General features: G+C 53.1%; 13 protein-coding genes. 6 read left to right on the top strand and 7 right to left on the bottom strand.

Going from position 1 to position 17,638, the window contains the following annotated elements:
- Nucleotides 1-8: 8 nt before the first annotated feature.
- From CGL_RS13355 to CGL_RS13380, 6 genes are all read left to right on the top strand, one after another.
- On the top strand, nucleotides 9-1,442 hold the full coding sequence (locus CGL_RS13355) for a GuaB1 family IMP dehydrogenase-related protein (RefSeq protein WP_011015302.1): 1,434 nt from the start codon (nucleotides 9-11) through the stop codon (nucleotides 1,440-1,442).
- 187 nt (nucleotides 1,443-1,629) lie between these two features.
- Complete coding sequence (locus CGL_RS13360; RefSeq protein WP_172820748.1) at nucleotides 1,630-2,562, top strand: helix-turn-helix domain-containing protein; 933 nt, start codon at nucleotides 1,630-1,632, stop codon at nucleotides 2,560-2,562.
- Nucleotides 2,563-2,714: 152 nt separating this feature from the next.
- Nucleotides 2,715-4,598 carry a phenol hydroxylase gene (locus CGL_RS13365; protein ID WP_011015304.1) on the top strand — a complete coding sequence of 628 codons (1,884 nt, stop codon included), beginning with the start codon at nucleotides 2,715-2,717 and terminating at the stop codon, nucleotides 4,596-4,598.
- A 198-nt stretch (nucleotides 4,599-4,796) separates the two neighbouring features.
- Nucleotides 4,797-6,515: a hypothetical protein gene (locus tag CGL_RS13370; RefSeq protein WP_011015305.1), complete on the top strand. Its 1,719-nt coding sequence runs from the start codon at nucleotides 4,797-4,799 to the stop codon at nucleotides 6,513-6,515.
- A gap of 33 nt (nucleotides 6,516-6,548) precedes the next feature.
- The gene (locus CGL_RS13375; protein WP_011015306.1) at nucleotides 6,549-8,492 is read left to right on the top strand and encodes a hypothetical protein; all 1,944 of its coding nucleotides are present in this window, start codon (nucleotides 6,549-6,551) and stop codon (nucleotides 8,490-8,492) included.
- Between the two features lie 82 nt (nucleotides 8,493-8,574).
- Nucleotides 8,575-10,299 carry a hypothetical protein gene (locus CGL_RS13380; RefSeq protein WP_011015307.1) on the top strand — a complete coding sequence of 575 codons (1,725 nt, stop codon included), beginning with the start codon at nucleotides 8,575-8,577 and terminating at the stop codon, nucleotides 10,297-10,299.
- A gap of 90 nt (nucleotides 10,300-10,389) precedes the next feature.
- Here the strand turns inward: CGL_RS13380 and CGL_RS13385 are convergent, their stop codons facing one another.
- The 7 genes from CGL_RS13385 to CGL_RS13415 form a co-directional block, all read right to left on the bottom strand.
- Nucleotides 10,390-11,835 carry an MDR family MFS transporter gene (locus CGL_RS13385; RefSeq protein ID WP_011015308.1) on the bottom strand — a complete coding sequence of 482 codons (1,446 nt, stop codon included), beginning with the start codon at nucleotides 11,833-11,835 and terminating at the stop codon, nucleotides 10,390-10,392.
- A gap of 136 nt (nucleotides 11,836-11,971) precedes the next feature.
- Complete coding sequence (locus tag CGL_RS13390; protein WP_011015309.1) at nucleotides 11,972-12,925, bottom strand: DUF559 domain-containing protein; 954 nt, start codon at nucleotides 12,923-12,925, stop codon at nucleotides 11,972-11,974.
- A gap of 356 nt (nucleotides 12,926-13,281) precedes the next feature.
- The gene (gene lysS, locus CGL_RS13395; RefSeq protein ID WP_011015310.1) at nucleotides 13,282-14,862 is read right to left on the bottom strand and encodes a lysine--tRNA ligase; all 1,581 of its coding nucleotides are present in this window, start codon (nucleotides 14,860-14,862) and stop codon (nucleotides 13,282-13,284) included.
- A 46-nt stretch (nucleotides 14,863-14,908) separates the two neighbouring features.
- Nucleotides 14,909-15,709, bottom strand: coding sequence for a 4-phosphopantoate--beta-alanine ligase (locus CGL_RS13400; RefSeq protein ID WP_011015311.1), 801 nt, complete (start codon nucleotides 15,707-15,709; stop codon nucleotides 14,909-14,911).
- Nucleotides 15,706-16,401 carry a hypothetical protein gene (locus CGL_RS13405; protein WP_011015312.1) on the bottom strand — a complete coding sequence of 232 codons (696 nt, stop codon included), beginning with the start codon at nucleotides 16,399-16,401 and terminating at the stop codon, nucleotides 15,706-15,708. Before CGL_RS13405 ends, CGL_RS13400 begins: the two co-directional genes overlap by 4 nt.
- A complete protein-coding gene (locus CGL_RS13410) occupies nucleotides 16,401-17,150 on the bottom strand; it encodes a DUF6779 domain-containing protein (RefSeq protein WP_011265991.1) in 750 nt (249 codons plus the stop codon). Before CGL_RS13410 ends, CGL_RS13405 begins: the two co-directional genes overlap by 1 nt.
- 10 nt (nucleotides 17,151-17,160) lie before the next feature.
- Nucleotides 17,161-17,628: a DUF3180 domain-containing protein gene (locus CGL_RS13415; protein ID WP_003853810.1), complete on the bottom strand. Its 468-nt coding sequence runs from the start codon at nucleotides 17,626-17,628 to the stop codon at nucleotides 17,161-17,163.
- Between the last annotated feature and the right edge of the window lie 10 nt (nucleotides 17,629-17,638).

Here is a 17,638-nt window from a genome sequence, read left to right on the forward strand (position 1 = left end):
GGAGACCCATGCGTTTTCTTAACAATTCCAATCCGCCCTATGAGCTGACATATTCCGATGTGTTTATGGTGCCTTCGCGTTCTGACGTAGGCTCCCGCATGTCCGTGGATCTGCGCACCAATGACGGAACTGGAACAACCATCCCGCTCGTTGTGGCAAACATGACTGCTGTTGCTGGCCGACGCATGGCTGAGACCATTGCGCGCCGCGGTGGCATGGCGATTCTTCCGCAGGATGTGCCCGCCGATATTGCTGCAGAGACTATCGCGAATGTGAAGAAAGCGGACCTGGTTTTTGATACCCCAATTACCGTAAAACCGCACCACACCGTGGGTTATGCACGCAACTTGATCCACAAGCGTGCGCACGGTGCAGCCATTGTTTTGGAGGGCGATCAGCCGGTCGGCATCGTCACCGACAAGGACCTCGAAGGCGCAGACAACTTCACTCAGGTGGGCACCCTCATGTCCACCTCCCTATTGACGCTGCCTGAGGATATTTCCCCCGAAGACGCCTTCGGAATCCTCCACGAACACAGCCGCAAACTCGCCCCCGTCGTCGCGGCTGACGGCTCACTCCGCGGCATCCTCACCCGCACCGGCGCCCTGCGCGCCACCATGTACAAGCCGGCTATCGACGCCAACGGCCGCCTGCGAGTCGGCGCCGCCATCGGCATCAACGGCGACATCGAAGGACGCACCAAAACGCTTCTCGACGCCGGCGCCGACGTTCTAGTCGTCGACACAGCACACGGCCACCAATCCACCATGATCAGCGCCCTCAAACGCATCCGCGCACTCGACGTCAACGTCCCCATCGTTGCTGGCAACGTGGTCACCGCCGATGGTGTCCGCGACCTAGTTGAAGCAGGCGCAAACATCATCAAGGTAGGCGTTGGACCAGGCGCAATGTGCACCACCCGCATGCAAACCGGCGTTGGCCGACCACAGTTCTCCGCAGTGCTGGAATGCGCAGCCGAAGCCCGCAAACTCGGCGCACACGTATGGGCAGACGGCGGAGTCCGCGACCCCCGCGACGTCGCCCTGGCACTCGCAGCTGGCGCCTCCAACGTGATGGTCGGATCCTGGTTCTCCGGAACCTACGAATCCCCCGGCGACCTCCGCTTCGAATCCGACGGACGCATGTACAAAGAATCCTTCGGTATGGCATCCCGGCGCGCCGTGGAAAGCCGAAACCAAAAGGTCGAAGCTTTCGAAAAAGCACGCCGCGCAATGTTCGAAGAAGGCATCTCCACTGCCCGCATCTACATTGACAAACGCCACGGCGGAGTCGAGGACCTGGTAGATCAAATCATCTCCGGTGTCCGCTCCTCATTCACCTACGCAGGCGCCGATTCGATTGAAACCTTCTTCGAACGCGCCACCGTCGGAGTTCAATCCACCGAAGGCTACGCAGAAGGAAAGCCACGCGCTTCGCGTTAAGTGTTGTTGTGCCTTTGAGATTGTGCCGGGAGCTTTAGGGCTCCCGGCGTTTTCCTATTCCGCATTAATGACTTATGTGATCTAAGACTCTATTGTGGTACGCACCATGACTGCTCAACCAGCCCACGAGCCGCCAAGGCATCTCCGGTTCAGTACGAGCGGGATCCTCCCGGACAATCGCGTCCAAATGTGGGAGGGCCACAATGCTCGCGCATTGCTTCCGCTCGACATTAGAACCATTGACGATCGCCCCATGCAGGCCTCCGAAACCAACCTGCACCTCCCATCAATGCGGATGGCGAGCGTATTCGGGACTTCGCAATTTGTCGAGCGTTCAGAGAGTTTCATCTCAGAAAACCCCACGGGTGTGGTTGCGATCTTCTTTGCGACTGAAGGTGAAGCAGTCTTCTTCCACCGTGGTGGACATGTAGCGCTTCGGCCAGGTCAGGCCATTGTTTACGACGCCGATAGGCCATTCCTCCGCGGATTCAACAATCGCTTCCGCGAGCTAGTTCTCACCATCCCGAAGCAGCGCTACCTTGAAATTGTTGGCTCAAAAGGCCCTGAGCTTCCCGCTATTTTTGAGTTCGGAGCAACAGGAACCGCCAATGAACAAGCTTTAGCGCGACTAGTTCAGGAATCTCTACACAGGATTGAAAGTGGCGAGCCGAAGCATATCGATTCCAGTGGACCTTTAGGAAAACCGTGGAGCGATATCGAGCACGAGGCCCACGGACTTATCCGCAATGTACTTGGCGACGCCACAAGTAGCGAAGAAGGCTTAATTTCTGCAGCCCAGAGATTTATTGACATCAATATTTCCGAAAGTGACTTACAAGCGTCGCGGATTGCTGCAGCCGTGGGAATCAGCGAACGCCAACTAAGTCGAATCTTCTCAGACTCAGGACAAACTATCGGACGCTACGTCCTAAACACCCGACTGGATTTTGCAAAGGAAGCGCTGTCGACACCGGAGCGAGACAAGGTTTCGGTCAGTGAGATCGGTAAGCGCTTTGGGTTCGCTTCCCCAAGTCATTTCAGTCGCACCTTCCGCGAGCGGTTTGAAATGACGCCGCTTCAATGGAGGAAGGAATCGCAGCGTCAATCCTTTCAAGAGTGAGGTTTTTGTTCTCAGGCGGACATCATCTTGCCTAACACAGACAATAAGCTGAATCACACTTTCATTCGCAGTGTGATCTGAACTACATTTCTGGTTACTGTACGGAACACGCTCCGTGAATGAGATAGGAAATCCCCTCGAAAGGACCAGACATGCAGTTTCATTATGAAGGATACGCAACCGGTGACCCAATGGAGATGCGCGCGGAAGGTAGCGGAATCAACCGCCCGGACGATCTCCCCGAGGTCATGGATGTTCTCATCGTTGGTGCAGGTCCGGCTGGCACCATCGCAGCGGCTCAGCTTTCCCGATTCCCCAATGTGACCACCCGCCTCGTAGAGAGAAGCGACCGTCGCCTCGAACTAGCCAATGCAGATGGCGTGCACTCCCGAACCATTGAAACTTTCCAGGCATTTGGTTTCGCCCACGAGATCCTCGCCGAAGCTCATGAAATCACCGACATGGCGTTCTGGAAGCCGGACCCGCAAAACCCTCGTGAGATCATTCGCGACAACAGCACCCGCGAGCTGCCACAGCACATCAGTGAATTTCCGATGGCGTTGCTCACCCAGACCCGCATCATCGACCACTTCAACCGGTTCATGAAGAACTCCCCAACCAGGATGAAGCCTGACTATGGATACGAGTTCGTGGACTTTGAAGTAGAAGAAGACGCAGAATATCCGGTAATTGTCACCCTCCGCCGCACCAGTGGCGAGCAAACTGGCGAATTGGTCACCGTCCGCACCAAGTACCTGGTCGGTGCCGATGGTGCACGAAGCCAAGTGCGCAAATCACTGGGATACCGACTCCAAGGTAAGCAGGCTAACCACGCTTGGGGTGTGATGGATATTCACGCGAACACCGAGTTCCCCGACGTGCGCAAGAAGTGCACCATCAAATCTGATTCGGGTCGCACCATCTTGCTCATCCCACGTGAGGGTGGCTTCCTCTTCCGTCTCTACGTTGACCTGGGCGAAGTACCTGATGATGGCAGCAAGGCTGTTCGTGATACCCCACTCCAGGATGTCATCGACACCGCGAACCAGATCATGGCTCCATTCACCCTCGACGTGAAAAACGTTGTGTGGAACTCCATCTACGAGGTAGGCCACCGCGTCGCAGACCATTTCGATGACCGTGTTTCAGAAAAAACCTCGAGCGAACACCCACGCATTTTCATTGCTGGCGACGCCTGCCACACCCACAGCGCTAAGGCTGGCCAGGGCATGAACGTGTCCATGCAGGACGGATTCAACCTTGGCTGGAAGCTTGGACATGTGGCCAGCGGAAATAGCCCACGCGAACTACTTCAGACCTACGCTGAAGAGCGCGAAGACATTGCCTACAAGCTCATCGAGTACGACAAGAACTGGTCAACACTCATGGCAAAGCCAAGCAGCGAAATGGGCAGTGCCCAAGACCTTGAGGATTTCTACCGCGCGAACTCTGAGTTCAATGCCGGCTACATGACCCACTATCCTCCTTCTTCCATCACAATGGATGGCAGCAACCAAGATCTGGCAAAGGGCTACCCAATTGGCCGACGCTTCAAGTCAGCGATGGTTGGTCGAGTCTGCGACTTCACCGAAACACACCTCGGTCACCAAGCAACAGCCGACGGACGCATGCGCGCATACGTCTTCGCAGGATCCGATGCACTTAACGGCGAGGGTTCTGAGCTAGACCGCTGGGCAGAATGGGCAGAGGCGAACCTTGACCCCACGCTTGTCGACGCCAAGGTGATTTACCAAAGCCCTTATACCGAGCTCGACACCCGCCAGGTTCCATCCGTGTTCAAACCTGCAGTCGGGATCTTCGAACTGACCAATGTGGAAAACTCCTTCGGTATCACCACGGACTCCGACATCTTTGATAGTCGCGAGATCTCCCGCGATGGTGTCGTGGTGGTAGTCCGACCAGACCAATACGTTTCCGGAATCTTCCCACTCACTGATACCCAAGGGCTTGGCGAATTCCTCACCGGATACTTCCCCAAAATGAAAGGCGCACATCAGCTAATCAACGCGAACTAAGGCACAGCTGTTAAAACAGTGGACGTTCTGCTCAAATTAAGCAGAATGTCCACTTCTGTCTAGCCGCGTACAGCTCGAAGGACTCGAAGAGTCTTAAGACTGTCCCTCACTCTGCGAGCAGCCATTGCGCTATCGGCAGCTACCTGCAAGGTGCGCTGGTGGGAAGCGTCGACAAGCATCTTTAAGTAGCGTTGATGTATGCGCTCACTTCAATCGGTCCTTGACCTGCTGACTTCTAAGTCCAAAGTGGCTACCAAAATTGTGGTGGAACGAATTGAAAAGCATCCTGTTCATGGATTGGGATGGATGATGTATCCGCCATTTCATCCATGGACTGATGCTTCGACCTTGACGATTGAGCGAAACGGAACCAGTCGGCGCGCGAGTCAGAATGGCGTTGCGGTTCTTCATCAGCATGAGCAAGTTCAAACTATCGGTCTAGCCAGCTATTTTATCGACTCCAAGATTTGGGTAAACGAGCTGGCTGGCCTTGATCGTATCAACATTTCTGAGAGTGAAGTTGCTGGTCGTGACGTATTAGTTCTGCCGTTATCTGATCTGACTTTAAGCATCGATGCGAAATACGGCGTGGTTTTGGCTGCGGAAGACAGCGATGAATCAGTGCGCGCGGTATCCGTGGAGTTCCTGGACCAGTGGGTAGATGAAGAAGAACCCCCAGCGGAAGAAGTGCCTAAATATACGGAAACCAGGGAGGAACTTCCTCCACTTGAGATTCCTCCGGCTCCTTCCGGAAATCGTAATCTCCGAGTTCTGTGCACGTGGGGAGCGATGGAAGGAATTATTCCTGAGTGGAAACCCGGCGATCAAGTTTCACTGTTTTTGTCTTTCGACCTCGACGATCCGCCGTTCGAACAGCTCAAAACCACTCGTCGCGGGTACACCGAACCTGGCGAGATTTATGGAAACCAGCGCAGCTATAAATTTCACGCTGATGGTTGGAACGCTGTTATTTCCGCCAAAGTGCCACTGCGCACCGAAGAAAACCTCACCGGCTACTTCACCCACAGCTCCTACGCGGACACGAGCCGCCGCACGTCAGCGGTCATCACCGCAGTCTACCGCCACGGTAAGGACGCAATTATCGACGTGACCCTCGACGGTGCGAAACCTCCTAGATATCAAGAATCCTTGGATTGGAGCAGCACCAGTACCTGTGACGGTGAAACAATCTGGCTGTCCGATAAGAGCTTGCCCTTCGTCCGCGGTTTCAATGTCTCCACAGGCAAGCTAGTACACGAGATCTCCATACCCACCTTCAATGAGATCGCCCTCGAATCCGGCAATAGAGCCCGCGCAGCGAAAAAACTTTGGGAACTTCCAGATCTTAAAGAGGCAACCGACCCTGTCCCAGCGATCCCCGCGGGCTGGAAACTACACAAAAGATTCGGGAAAAACTTCCATATCGTAAGCGCTGACAACGGAACCTGGAAACAAACCATCCTTAGGATCAAACCCTTCAAAGCAATTGAGCTTGATCTTGGATACGCCAAGATTTCGACGATTTACCAATACGGTGAACGAATTTATCTGCGTTCCGATCTTCACCAGATCACGTTTAATCAGGATCTTGAAATCCTCAGTGTAGAGGTCCACGGAAATCCCGATGCAGGTTATTGGCCACTTTCCGATCTTCCACCAGGGGATTCTCCAACGCTGGGATTTCCTATCGGATCACTCATGATGTTCCACGAACAACAAGATATCTACGCTTTCCACGATCCTAAAACAACAAAGCAACTAACAACTGTGAACTTGCCCAAAAGGCAGTTTGAAGTGGAATATGCTTCTCAGAACAGAATTGTTATTTCGCTGAAAAATCCAGAAAGCCGCCTCATTGACAAACTGTTGGTGTGGGAACCACAAACCAGGTGGCGGGAACAAAACCTGGAGAGCTGAGCACGGTTTGATTAACGTCGATAGGCTTGAGAAATGGAATCCGTTGATGAACTCCTGAGTCTGATCCGCCGAGGTGCAGCCACCACCGTGAGTATGAAACTTCAGGTGACCCGAGCTCCGAGCTCCCTTCACTTCGAGGGTGGGATGAGACCAACACAGCTCTTGAAGTACGTGAATCTAGATGGTCTAAACATCGATCGCAGCCACAGTACCTTCCACGTGCAGCAAGATGGGGCCGATGTATTACGCGGATCGGGAAACATACGGTGGTGCTTCGAAGAAGACGATATCCCCTACGAAGTCGACGTGGATGACTTATTTATCCTCGGTGGCTTAGACAACTTCATAAATCCCCTTGGAGTGATTGAGATAATGAATCTCCACTCCTTAGAGATTCGCCAAATTTCATCCGGCACAATTTCAGAACGAAAAACTTGGATCTTTCCCACTGCTGCTCGCTCATTCAATCAAAATCTAGTACACCCGCAAAGCATTGAAATCGATGCACAAACCGGCGTTATTTTGGCTATGGAAAACCGACTACAACGTACCGAAGTTGAATCAGTAGAGTACCCAACGGATCTTCCTAATCCTGCATGGACAGGTCCAGCCATTTCTTGGCCACTAAAAGACCCATCAATCGATTTCCCTGACCCGCTCCCCCACAGCATTTCCGAATTACCACCTCAATCCGATAATCCTCGGCATTTGCGAGTATCCATCAGCTTAGATGCAGTGGAAGGTGCTTTTCCGCGCTACCGGATCGGAGATTCAATACGTATTCCGCTTGTCTTTGCCCGGGACACGCCCTTCATGTCCGGCTTAGAAACAACACGTCGCGCCTGGATTGAGGCGGCCACGGAAATGGACATCCATAACACATGGCCCATAATCCTCACCGGTGACGGCTGGACTGCACTCTCTCATTCAGACAAACCAATACGCCACGAAGCCGAGTTAAAGGGATGGTTTTTCCACAGTTTGTTCGGCAGTGAAATGCCCTTGACTGATCTGAAGATTGAACGAATCTACGGAGGCCTGGGTACTTTCGACAGCGGAGCCACCCGGTGGCAAGAACTCACAGACACAGATGATGCCTACACAGAAAATGGCAGCTGGCTGTTGGAAGTTATCGTCGATGCCACCCTTGACGGTGCAATTCCACCACCACTTCAGCCACAACAGTTTGAAGCATCCATCACTCACATCGTCGATGAGCAACTATGGGTCCTTGGGCAGATGCTTCCAGTTCTACGATGCTGGGATCTTGAAACCGGAAAATACCTGGGGCAAACCTATGTACCTATTTCGGTTTCTCATAGTTCTCGGCTTCAGTTTTCGGAAGGGTTGATTCACGATTATGAAAATGCCTGGTCGCTGAATCCTGGGGTGCGCATGCTTGCGGAGCCACAGCCGTGGATAGAGCCTGTCATAGAACTCGACGTTCCAGCGCCATGGGAATTACAAGAAAGCTTCCCCGATGGGCTTTACTCCCTAACTGATGGAGAGCAAACAGCACTGGGTCGAAGCACTCCAGCAGGACAATTGGAAATCTGTGTAATCAGCAATGACGGATCCAGGATCTTAAACGCAGGCCGAGTAGAAGACCTGTACTTTGTGCAATTCTGGGGCATGACCGTCTTTTTGAATTCCAACTTTCAAGTGCAAAGTGCCGAAGAACATCAGCTTGGTGCGAAACGTGAACGCTGGATTACACAAGAAGGCGTAGCTGCCAAGTTCACCGAAGAAGATGAAATCGTATTCCTCGATCAGATATCTGGAAGCGAAATAACCAGGTGGAAAACACCAGAAGGATACTTCACTGAGGTCAGAATTCTGTCACCAAACCACTTCAACATACTGGTTACTCCGCCTACTGGTTCTGACTATCTCAAACCAGTACCTTCCTCTGTCTCAGTGTTTAGAGACGGTCAATGGAGCAACATTAAATTCGAGGACGTCTCTGTAGAAATCTAGGGCTTTCGACGCTTGAGCCCCGCGCACCTGCAAGGTGCGCTGTAGGGAGGCGTCGACAAGCATCTTTAAGTAGCTTTGAAGCATGCGTTCCTTTCAATCGATCCTTGACCTGGTAAATTCAGCATCCGAGGTGGCTACCAAAATTGTGTTGAAGCGCTTCGAAAAACGGATAACCAGCGAAACTGACTGGGTACCGTATCAGCGGTTTAGTCTTTGGTCGGTTGGTTCTCCGCTAACGATCGAACGCAAAGGCCCCGATGTGCGTGTGAGCAAGGACAACACTGCCGTTCTTCAGCGCTATCAAAGACCGGAAGCAGAAGGACTGATCAGCTACTTCATGGATCCAAAGCCATGGATAACTGAATTGGCAGGCCTGAATCTGGACGATGTTTCCGAAGATACAGTTGCAGGTCGGACAGTATTAGTGGTTCCCCTATCCAATGTCATTCTCAGCATCGATGCGGAATTTGGGATGATTCTAACTGCGGAAAACGACATAGAAAAGATCCACGCAATATCTGTCGAACTCTTAGAAAAATGGAGATCATCCCATTACCCTGAGCCGCATTTTCCTGCAGCGGTTCTCCCACCTGCGTCGACTGGAAACCGCAACCTCCGAGTTCTATGCCCTGAGTTTTCCATTCCAAGTGTCAACGTTGGTGATCAGGTTTTACTATTTTTAACATTTGATCAAACCCTGCCACCAGTAGATCAGCTTGAAACTACTCGCCGCGGATACACTGATCCAATCCAGCTTGACTACGACCACCGCCAATACAGGTTTCACGCCGACGGTTGGGATGCCATCATCTCCACGGTGGAGCCACTACACGACGAAGAAGAACTCACAGGTTACTTCCTGCACCGCCTTGACCCAGATAGCGCGTACCCAACCATTGCAGTCGTTACAGCAGCGCACTACCACGGTACGGACGCAATTATCGACGTGACCCTAGATGGTGTGCATCCACCCAAAAACCAAGAAACTCTTGAAGGCATCAGCACTAGTACCAGTGACGGTGACATATTTTGGCTCTCCGATGAAAGCTTGCCTTTCGTCCGTGGATTCAGCGTGTCAACAGGCGAACTATTACACGAGATCTCCATCCCCACGTTCCAAGAGATCGTCCTCGATTCCGCTAATAGAGCCCGCGTAAAACAAAAGCAATGGCCTCACGATTTCAGTGATTGCAAGGGAAAAACATGGGAGCTTCCGGATCTTAAAGAAGTATTCGAAGCTGTCCCTTCGATTCCAGCAGGTTGGAGATTGTTAGACAGCTTCGGGAAAAACTTGCACAATGTCACACGCGAAAACCCTCGTCTTAATGACAACTTTTGGCTTCAAACAATCCTTAGGCTTAAACCATTTAAAGCAGTAGATCTTGATATCGGCCGATCGATAATCACAGCAATTTACCCATACGGTGATCGAATTTACTTACGCGCTAGTAACCACCACATCACGTTTAACCAGGACCTCGAGATTCTCAACGTAGAAGTCTTTGGCGACCCTGAGGTTCCCGAATCTGGTCTAATTTATCTTCCACCTGGGGATTCTCCAACACTCGGTTTTCCCACCGGAACACTCATGATGTTTCATGAGCAAGAAGGCACATATGCTTTCCACGACCCTGAAACAACAGAACAAATAACAACTGTGAACTTAGACAGGAATAGTTTTTCAGTGGCATATTCTTCCCGAACCAAAATTGTTATTTCACTGAAAAACCCAGAAAGCCGACCTACCAACAAGCTGTTGGTGTGGGAACCACAAACCGGGTGGCGAGAACAGAACCTGGAGCGCTGAGCACGCTTAAGGTGAGGTGGCGGCGGGAGGCGTCGAGAAGCAAAAAAATGGGGCAGAAAGTCAATGACCTTCTGCCCCATTTTTTGGTATTTAGTGAGCTTCTTCCTCGACGCGAGTGACGAAGAGGGAAACAACCAAAGCGATCACCGCGATGATTGCGCCTGCGATGAACGCAACCTTGGTACCAGCGGCAACAGCTTCAGCATGCGCAGATCCCGAAGACGCTGCAATGGAAGTGCCGAAGGAAAGTGCTGCAATCATGATCGCTGTTCCGGCTGCGCCTGCGAGCTGTTGGAACGTGTTCAAAATTGCGGAGCCGTGACCATAGAGGTGCTTCGGAAGGGCGCCGAGAGCGGTGGTCATGAGAGGGGTCATCATCAAACACATGCCGATGCTGAACACAACGTGCATGACCACGACCATCCACACGGGTGAATTCTCATTGAGGAAAGTCATCGAGGATGCCGCGATAGCCAGCGCAATTGCTCCGGGAATCAGCAGCGGACGTGGACCGACCTTGTCGTAGAAACGTCCGATGAATGGGCTGATCAGACCCTGGAGGAGGCCGCCGGGCATAACAACCAAACCGGTCACCAAAGCAGTAACTCCGAGGGAAGTCTGCAGGTAGATTGGCAAAACCATGACGGTTCCGAGCATCGCGCCGAACGCCAAAAGGATGGTGGTCAAGGAGAAGCTGAAGTTCCTCACCTTGAAGGCTCGGAGATCCATCAGTGCTTTGTCTTGCTTGCCGAGTTGGTGCTGTCGCAAAGCAAAGATGAGGAGTGCGATGGCGCCAACGACGATCGCGAAGATACCTACGGTGCCTTCGCCCTCCAGGATTGCTCCGAAGGAACTGAAGCCGTACACCAAACCACCGAAGGCAAACACCGAAAGGATGACAGACAGAACATCCAGTGGGGTGATCTTGGTTTCGCCGATATTTTTGATCAAGAAGAAACCAATTACCAAAGCGATAACAACGATCGGAAGCATCATCCAAAACAACCAGTGCCAGGTCAAAGAGTTAAGAATGACACCAGACAACGTAGGACCAAGCGCCGGCGCAACAGAAATCACGATGGAAATAATGCCCATCATCGAACCACGACGCTCCGCAGGAACCACCGTCAACGTAACCGTCATCAGCAAAGGCATCACCAGCGCAGTACCAACCGCCTGAACGATACGAGCACCAAGCAGCACCGCAAACGTTGGAGCCAACGCCGCAGTCAACGTACCAACCGTAAAGAACAACAACGCAGTAACAAAGATCGTCTTAGTGGAAAAACGATCAAGCAGATAACCAGTAGTTGGAATCACCACTGCCATCGTCAACATAAAGCCAGTGGTCAACCACTGTGCAGTAGTTTCAGGCACGGAGAAATCTTCCATGATGGAAGGCAACGCAACCGACAGAATGGTTTCATTAAGAATCATGATCATCGCGGAAACCACGAGGATCGAAAGAACAACAACGACCTCCCTAGGCAGCTTCGCAGCTGCCGGAGAGGTCTGAGTATTAATTTGGGAATCCATGAATGGAGAAAAGGCCTTTCACAGCATGAAGCTCAGTTTCTAGAGTTCTCTAAAGTTGCGAAACTGAGCTATGAGAAAAAACTACTAAAGAGTGCCACAAGCAAGTGCATTGTGCAAATGGTGGTTCTTGGAGTGTTTAGGCGGCTTGCTTGAGGTGCTCAGGTGGGGTCTTCTGCAAAGTGTTTTTGAGGATTCCGATGAACTCACACTCCCCATCTTGGTTGAGGTCTAACTGTTTCGGATCGATTCTTAAGACCGCATAGCCCTGATTGAGGAAGAATTTCTCCCGATCGCGTTCAGCCATGAGCACCTCATTGAGCTCCGGGGAATCATATTTCGAACGTCCATCAATCTCCACGATGATCCACTCATTGATCAAGAAATCGACGAGGAAATACTTGTTGTGCGATTGATCGAAACGGGCCTGCACCTTCACTGACTGGATTTCCGGGAGCTTGGCCTCCCGAAGGATTAACCGAGCCCTCGTCTCCTGAGCACTATCCGAATTGGGAATCGACAACTCAATCGCCTGCCGATACGCCTTCACACCCCGATGCCTCGGGAAACTTTCCGCACTGTGCATTAACTTCTCACGCGTAAGCGATGGATTCTGTCTTCGAGCTGAATCAATAGTGACCACAGCCGCCACCACCCCATCATCCAAAGCGATGTCCAAAAATGTGCGGAACGCTCCCGTAACTCGGATCCCATGAACCTCTCGAATATCACGCGACGAGAGGTAACGATCTTTATATCGCATCCCGGACGGCCAATGCTTGGAGGATTTTGAACGTAGCCTTTCCGGCAACAGACACAACACGGTTTTCTCAACAGTCAAAGTTTGGTATCCCCATAACCTCGCCGCAGACTGCCCCGCTACCACTGCTTTGTCCACAGTCATACCCACTGCAAAAGCTCGGGCGGCTGCTTTATCCCATGCAGGAAGGCTTCGGTACTTTTCAGCATTGATTGCGACTTCATGAGTGAGTTTAATCATTTGACCATTACTGATTGCCGCAGAAGTCTCGGTATCGCTATGCAGAAGTTTCGTGAGATTGACTAGTTGGAATTCTTCTTGCCAGTTTTTCATGACCCCACTATGGATCCGAAGGCATAAGAAGCCAAGGATGAACTTTGCAGAAAACTGAAAACCTGTGGATAGATTGTTCTATCCACAGGTTTGGAGGATTCAAAATGCTGTTGGTAGCTGGAGTGTGCTAATAGGCGACTTCACGTACTCGACTTCGCGTGCTCAACTTCACGTGTGCTGACTTCAGTGGGCGATGTCAGGATTTTCTACCGAAGTCGTGTGGTGAGAAGTTGAGTATGAGAAGTCAGCACACGTGATGTCGCCCCTTCAGCCACTAAAAGATCCCCGGCAAGCCGGAGGTCCTTGGAGTCAAACAGCTCAAACTCCAGTCCATCCCAAGCACAAAGAGCAAAAACCTACTTTTGTTCTGGTTTCACCATTGGGAAGAGTACGGTTTCGCGGATTCCGAGGCCGGTGAGGGCCATGAGGAGGCGGTCGATTCCCATGCCGTTGCCGGAGGTTGGTGGCATGCCTTGTTCCATTGCGGTGAGGAAGTCTTCGTCGAGGACCATGGCTTCGTCGTCTCCGTCGGCGGCGAGGCGGGCTTGGTCTTCGAAGCGTTCGCGTTGGATGACTGGGTCGATGAGTTCGGAGTATCCGGTTGCTAGTTCAAATCCGCGGACGTAGAGGTCCCACTTTTCGGTGACGCCTGGCTTGGTGCGGTGTTGGCGTGTGAGTGGGGAGGTTTCTACTGGGAAGTCTTTGACAAAGATTGGTCCGTAGAGTTGGTCTTCGCAGAGGAGTTCCCAGATTTCTTCGACGAGTTTGCCGTGTCCCCAGCCGCCGTTTTCGGGGACGGAGAGGCCGATTACCTTGGCGATTTCGCGGAGTTCTTCGACGGTGGAGTCGATGGTTACTTCTGGTTGTCCTGGGAATTTGCGTGCGAGGGCTTCGTTGAGGGAAGGGTACATCTCGATGACTTTCCACTCGCCGCCGAGGTCGTATTCGGTGCCGTCTGCGAGGGTGACCAGGGTGGTTCCGAAGACTTCTTGGGCGACGGATTGGACGAGACCCTTGATCAGTTTCGCGCCGGTTTCGTAGGTTCCCCAGGCTTCGTAGGTTTCGAGCATGGCGAATTCTGGGGAGTGGGAGGAGTCGACGCCTTCGTTGCGGAAGTTGCGGTTGACTTCGAAGACGCGCTCGATGCCGCCGACAACGCAGCGCTTGAGGTAAAGCTCTGGTGCGATGCGCAGGTAGAGGTCAATGTCGAGGGCGTTGGAGTGGGTTTCGAATGGTCGTGCTGCTGCGCCACCGTGGAGGGTTTGCAGCATGGGGGTTTCTACCTCAAGGAAGTCTTGGTCTTCGAGGTAGTGGCGGAGTGCACGCATGACCTTGATGCGGGTGAGCGCGTTGGTGCGGGCTTGTTCGCGCATGATGAGGTCGGTGTAGCGGTGGCGGACGCGGGTGTCTTCGCTGAGGTCCGCGAATGCGACTGGCAGTGGGCGCAGGGACTTGGAGGCCATGTGCCAGGAGTCAGCCATCACGGAGAGTTCGCCACGCTTGGAGGAGATTACTTTGCCGCGGACGGAAACGATGTCACCCATGTCCACATCGGCTTTCCAGGCCTTGAGGGATTCTTCACCGACTGCTGCCAGGGACAGCATTGCTTGGACGGTGGTGCCGTTTCCTTCTTGGATGGATGCGAAGCAGAGCTTGCCGGTGTTGCGAACGAACATGACGCGGCCAGCGATTGCGACCTCAACGTCGGTTTCTTCGCCTACTTCGAGGTAGGTTACGCCTTCTTCGCGCTCTTGGAGGTCTTCTGTAATGACAACAAATTGGGAGCGCAGGTCAGAGATTGAGATGGTGCGATCAACCTCGACTGGGTAGGCGTCCAATCCACTGTCCAGAATGCGCTCGCGCTTTTCGCGACGAATTCGCAGCTGCTCAGGCAAATCGGCGGAATTGTTCTTGGAAGTGGGATTGGAATTAGTCACGATTTCCTAGGGTAGTCGAAAGGTATGCGAACTGGGTAAACCGGGATCAGCCTTCGATGTTTTTGAAGCCGATTCCAAGGGGTAGGCCGACGTTGTCGTGGAGTTGGACATCGCCAAGCGTGATGGCTGCGAAGAGTCGGGCGTCTCCGATTTCGGGGGCTGGTCCAAGATCCAGGCCACGGATTTCTACATAATCGGGGGTCACGCCTGCGGCTTTGAGCACTTGCGTGACTGTTTCTTTAACCACTGCCTCGCCGTGTTCTGCCGAATGCGCACCGGCGGTGAGGGCTGCTGCCAGGCTCAATGCCGTTTCGCGGGAGTCTTCGGGCACTGAAATATTACGCAGGGAAATGGCTAGTCCATCTGGCATGCGCACGGTTGGAACAGAATGCAGTTTTACTGGAATATGCAGATCATTAAGGGCGCGCTGGACTAGAACCACCAGCTCATAGTCCTTTTCACCGAGCACCACATCAGTTGCTCCGGTGATTCCCAACAGCCCCAGCACCTTGGTTACTTCCGCACCTTGTGGGGTAAGTGTTGGGCCACCTGTAACTTCCACCCGGATGCCGTGAGGCCATAGCGTTTCGGGATTGAACGGGAAGATCGCGTCGATAAGCTCTTCCCTTAAACGTGCGTGATCCGATTCCGGGCCGGCATAGGCGACGACGACCACCGCACCGGGGATGCGTTTTGCTGCGCGGATGAGCGCAATATGGCCTGCGTGGAGGCCATTTCCCAAGGGTACGAGCACCACTGGTTTGCCGGTTTTGCGCAGGGCGCTGCCGAACATGCGGATCTGCTCGACGGTATCAAAAACTCTGCCCTGACCATGCGTGAAACTCAACGGTCCTCCTTCTGAATTGCCCACAGCTCAATATCTTGCGCGCGGGAAATCTCTGCCTGCCTGCGCGCCAAATCCCGGAAAAGGCGTTGCCTGCCGGGGTTGTTAATCGAATCGTACTGGGCAATGACCTCATCCAACGAAGGCAGTGCCTGGAATTGCTGTGCGGAATCCATAACGATGTCAGAGGTCACATCGGGATCGCCAAGAAATTCATCCAGGAAATACGACGCATCGCGCTGCAAGGTGCTTAAAAATCCGGCATAGGTCAGCGCTGCAGCCAACTGTGCGCGCTTGTCATCGGCGATCTCGACAATCGAGCCACCGAGCTCCCCCACCAAAAGCCCCACGATGGTCTCCCCCAACTCATCCAACGCGGACGCCACCCACCGGTCCTGACCAATCGGGTGCGCAGACATCACGATGCCGCCGGACGTCTCCAGCGGATCCATCACAGTGATGCCGTGCGTGAGCGAGGTATGCAGGAACATCTGGCCACGGCGCGCAAAAGCAGAAAGCTTTTCGACGTACCCCTCCACCCCGTGGGCATCAATCACGACAAGCTCAAAGTCACGAATATCTTCGGGCGCGTGAAGCACAGTCACGTAGTGCCCGACAGAATCTAATTTCTCCGCCATGTTGACGGTGGATGATCCATCATCAAAAATTCCAACGCGAAGGCGAGGAGCCTGCATTAGTTGTTTTCCTTTTTCCTTGCTGCTGCCAGAAGATCAGCCACGCTCAAACCGCCTTGGCGTTCATCTTTGCGTCGGCGTCCGCCAGTTTCTTCGGGAGCTGCGTGCCTACGCCTTCTGCGACCTGGTGCTGGTTCTTCCTCAGCTTCGACAGCAACTTCAACTGGCTCAGGTTCTGGTACTGGTTCCGGCACCGGTGCAGGTTCCGGCATTGGCTCTGGAACTGCAACAGGCTCCGGGACTTCTGGCTGCGGTGCCTGGAACTGCTGGGAAAGCTGCTGGGATTCCAACTCAAGGATTCGTCGGGCTTCGGCACGCAGCATGGTTGGCTCATAGCCCCATTCACGGCCAGAAAGCTCAGACAGCTGGGTGCGCATTTCCTCCAGTTGAAGTTTGATTTCCTCAAGGGTTTCCTGATCGCGTGCACGACGGGATTCAGAAATCTCCATTTTTTCTTGGACGAGTTCAGCTTCTAGTCGGTTGAGTTCAGATTGGTGTGCGTATTCGAGGGTTTCCTTCTCCCGCGCAGCAGCTTCGACTTGTTTGCGGGACCGATAAACAAGGAAGAATCCGATGATTGCCGCCCACAGCGCTGCAAGAAGTGCTATTTTCATGGCGCCGTCACTGTTGGCCAGCAGCATGATGACGCTGGCAATCAGGGCAAGTCCAATGAGTACTGCTAGCAGAATCTGTCCACGGTCGACAGAATTGCCGTCGCCGGAATCCTCGTGTGACAGGTCTTGATTCATGAATTCCAATCTAGCTGATCGCTTCGCCAGATTGGGGAGGCGGAGCCTCACAGCTTCGCTCTAAATAAAGTCCGGCAGCTGAGAGTGCGATTCCGCCCAGCGCACAGGCAATAACTCCCGGAAGATCATTCGATGCTGCGGACAACTCACCGGCGCGTGGGATTACATAACTGCCAATTCCCACATAAACGCCGCCGAAAATTGCGCCACCCCACGCACACGCTCGACCCAGCATGGCCAGATAGGCAATGGTCACGGGGTTCATTTGGGATTTGTCCTGGCCGATCAGCCCCTCATCGAGGCGACCTTGGACCTTCACACCTGCGAAACCACACACCACGGCCAACAACCAAAAAGTGATGGATACCGTGATGGAAATAGAGGTCATGGATCCATAAAAACGCCACGTCAAAATGGCGGACACAGCGGCGAGGAAACCTCCCGTTGCGATCAACCAACCCGCTGACGTTTTCTGCATGAAAGCCACG

Source organism: Corynebacterium glutamicum ATCC 13032, from assembly GCF_000011325.1.
In the GTDB taxonomy this organism is placed as follows: domain Bacteria; phylum Actinomycetota; class Actinomycetes; order Mycobacteriales; family Mycobacteriaceae; genus Corynebacterium; species Corynebacterium glutamicum.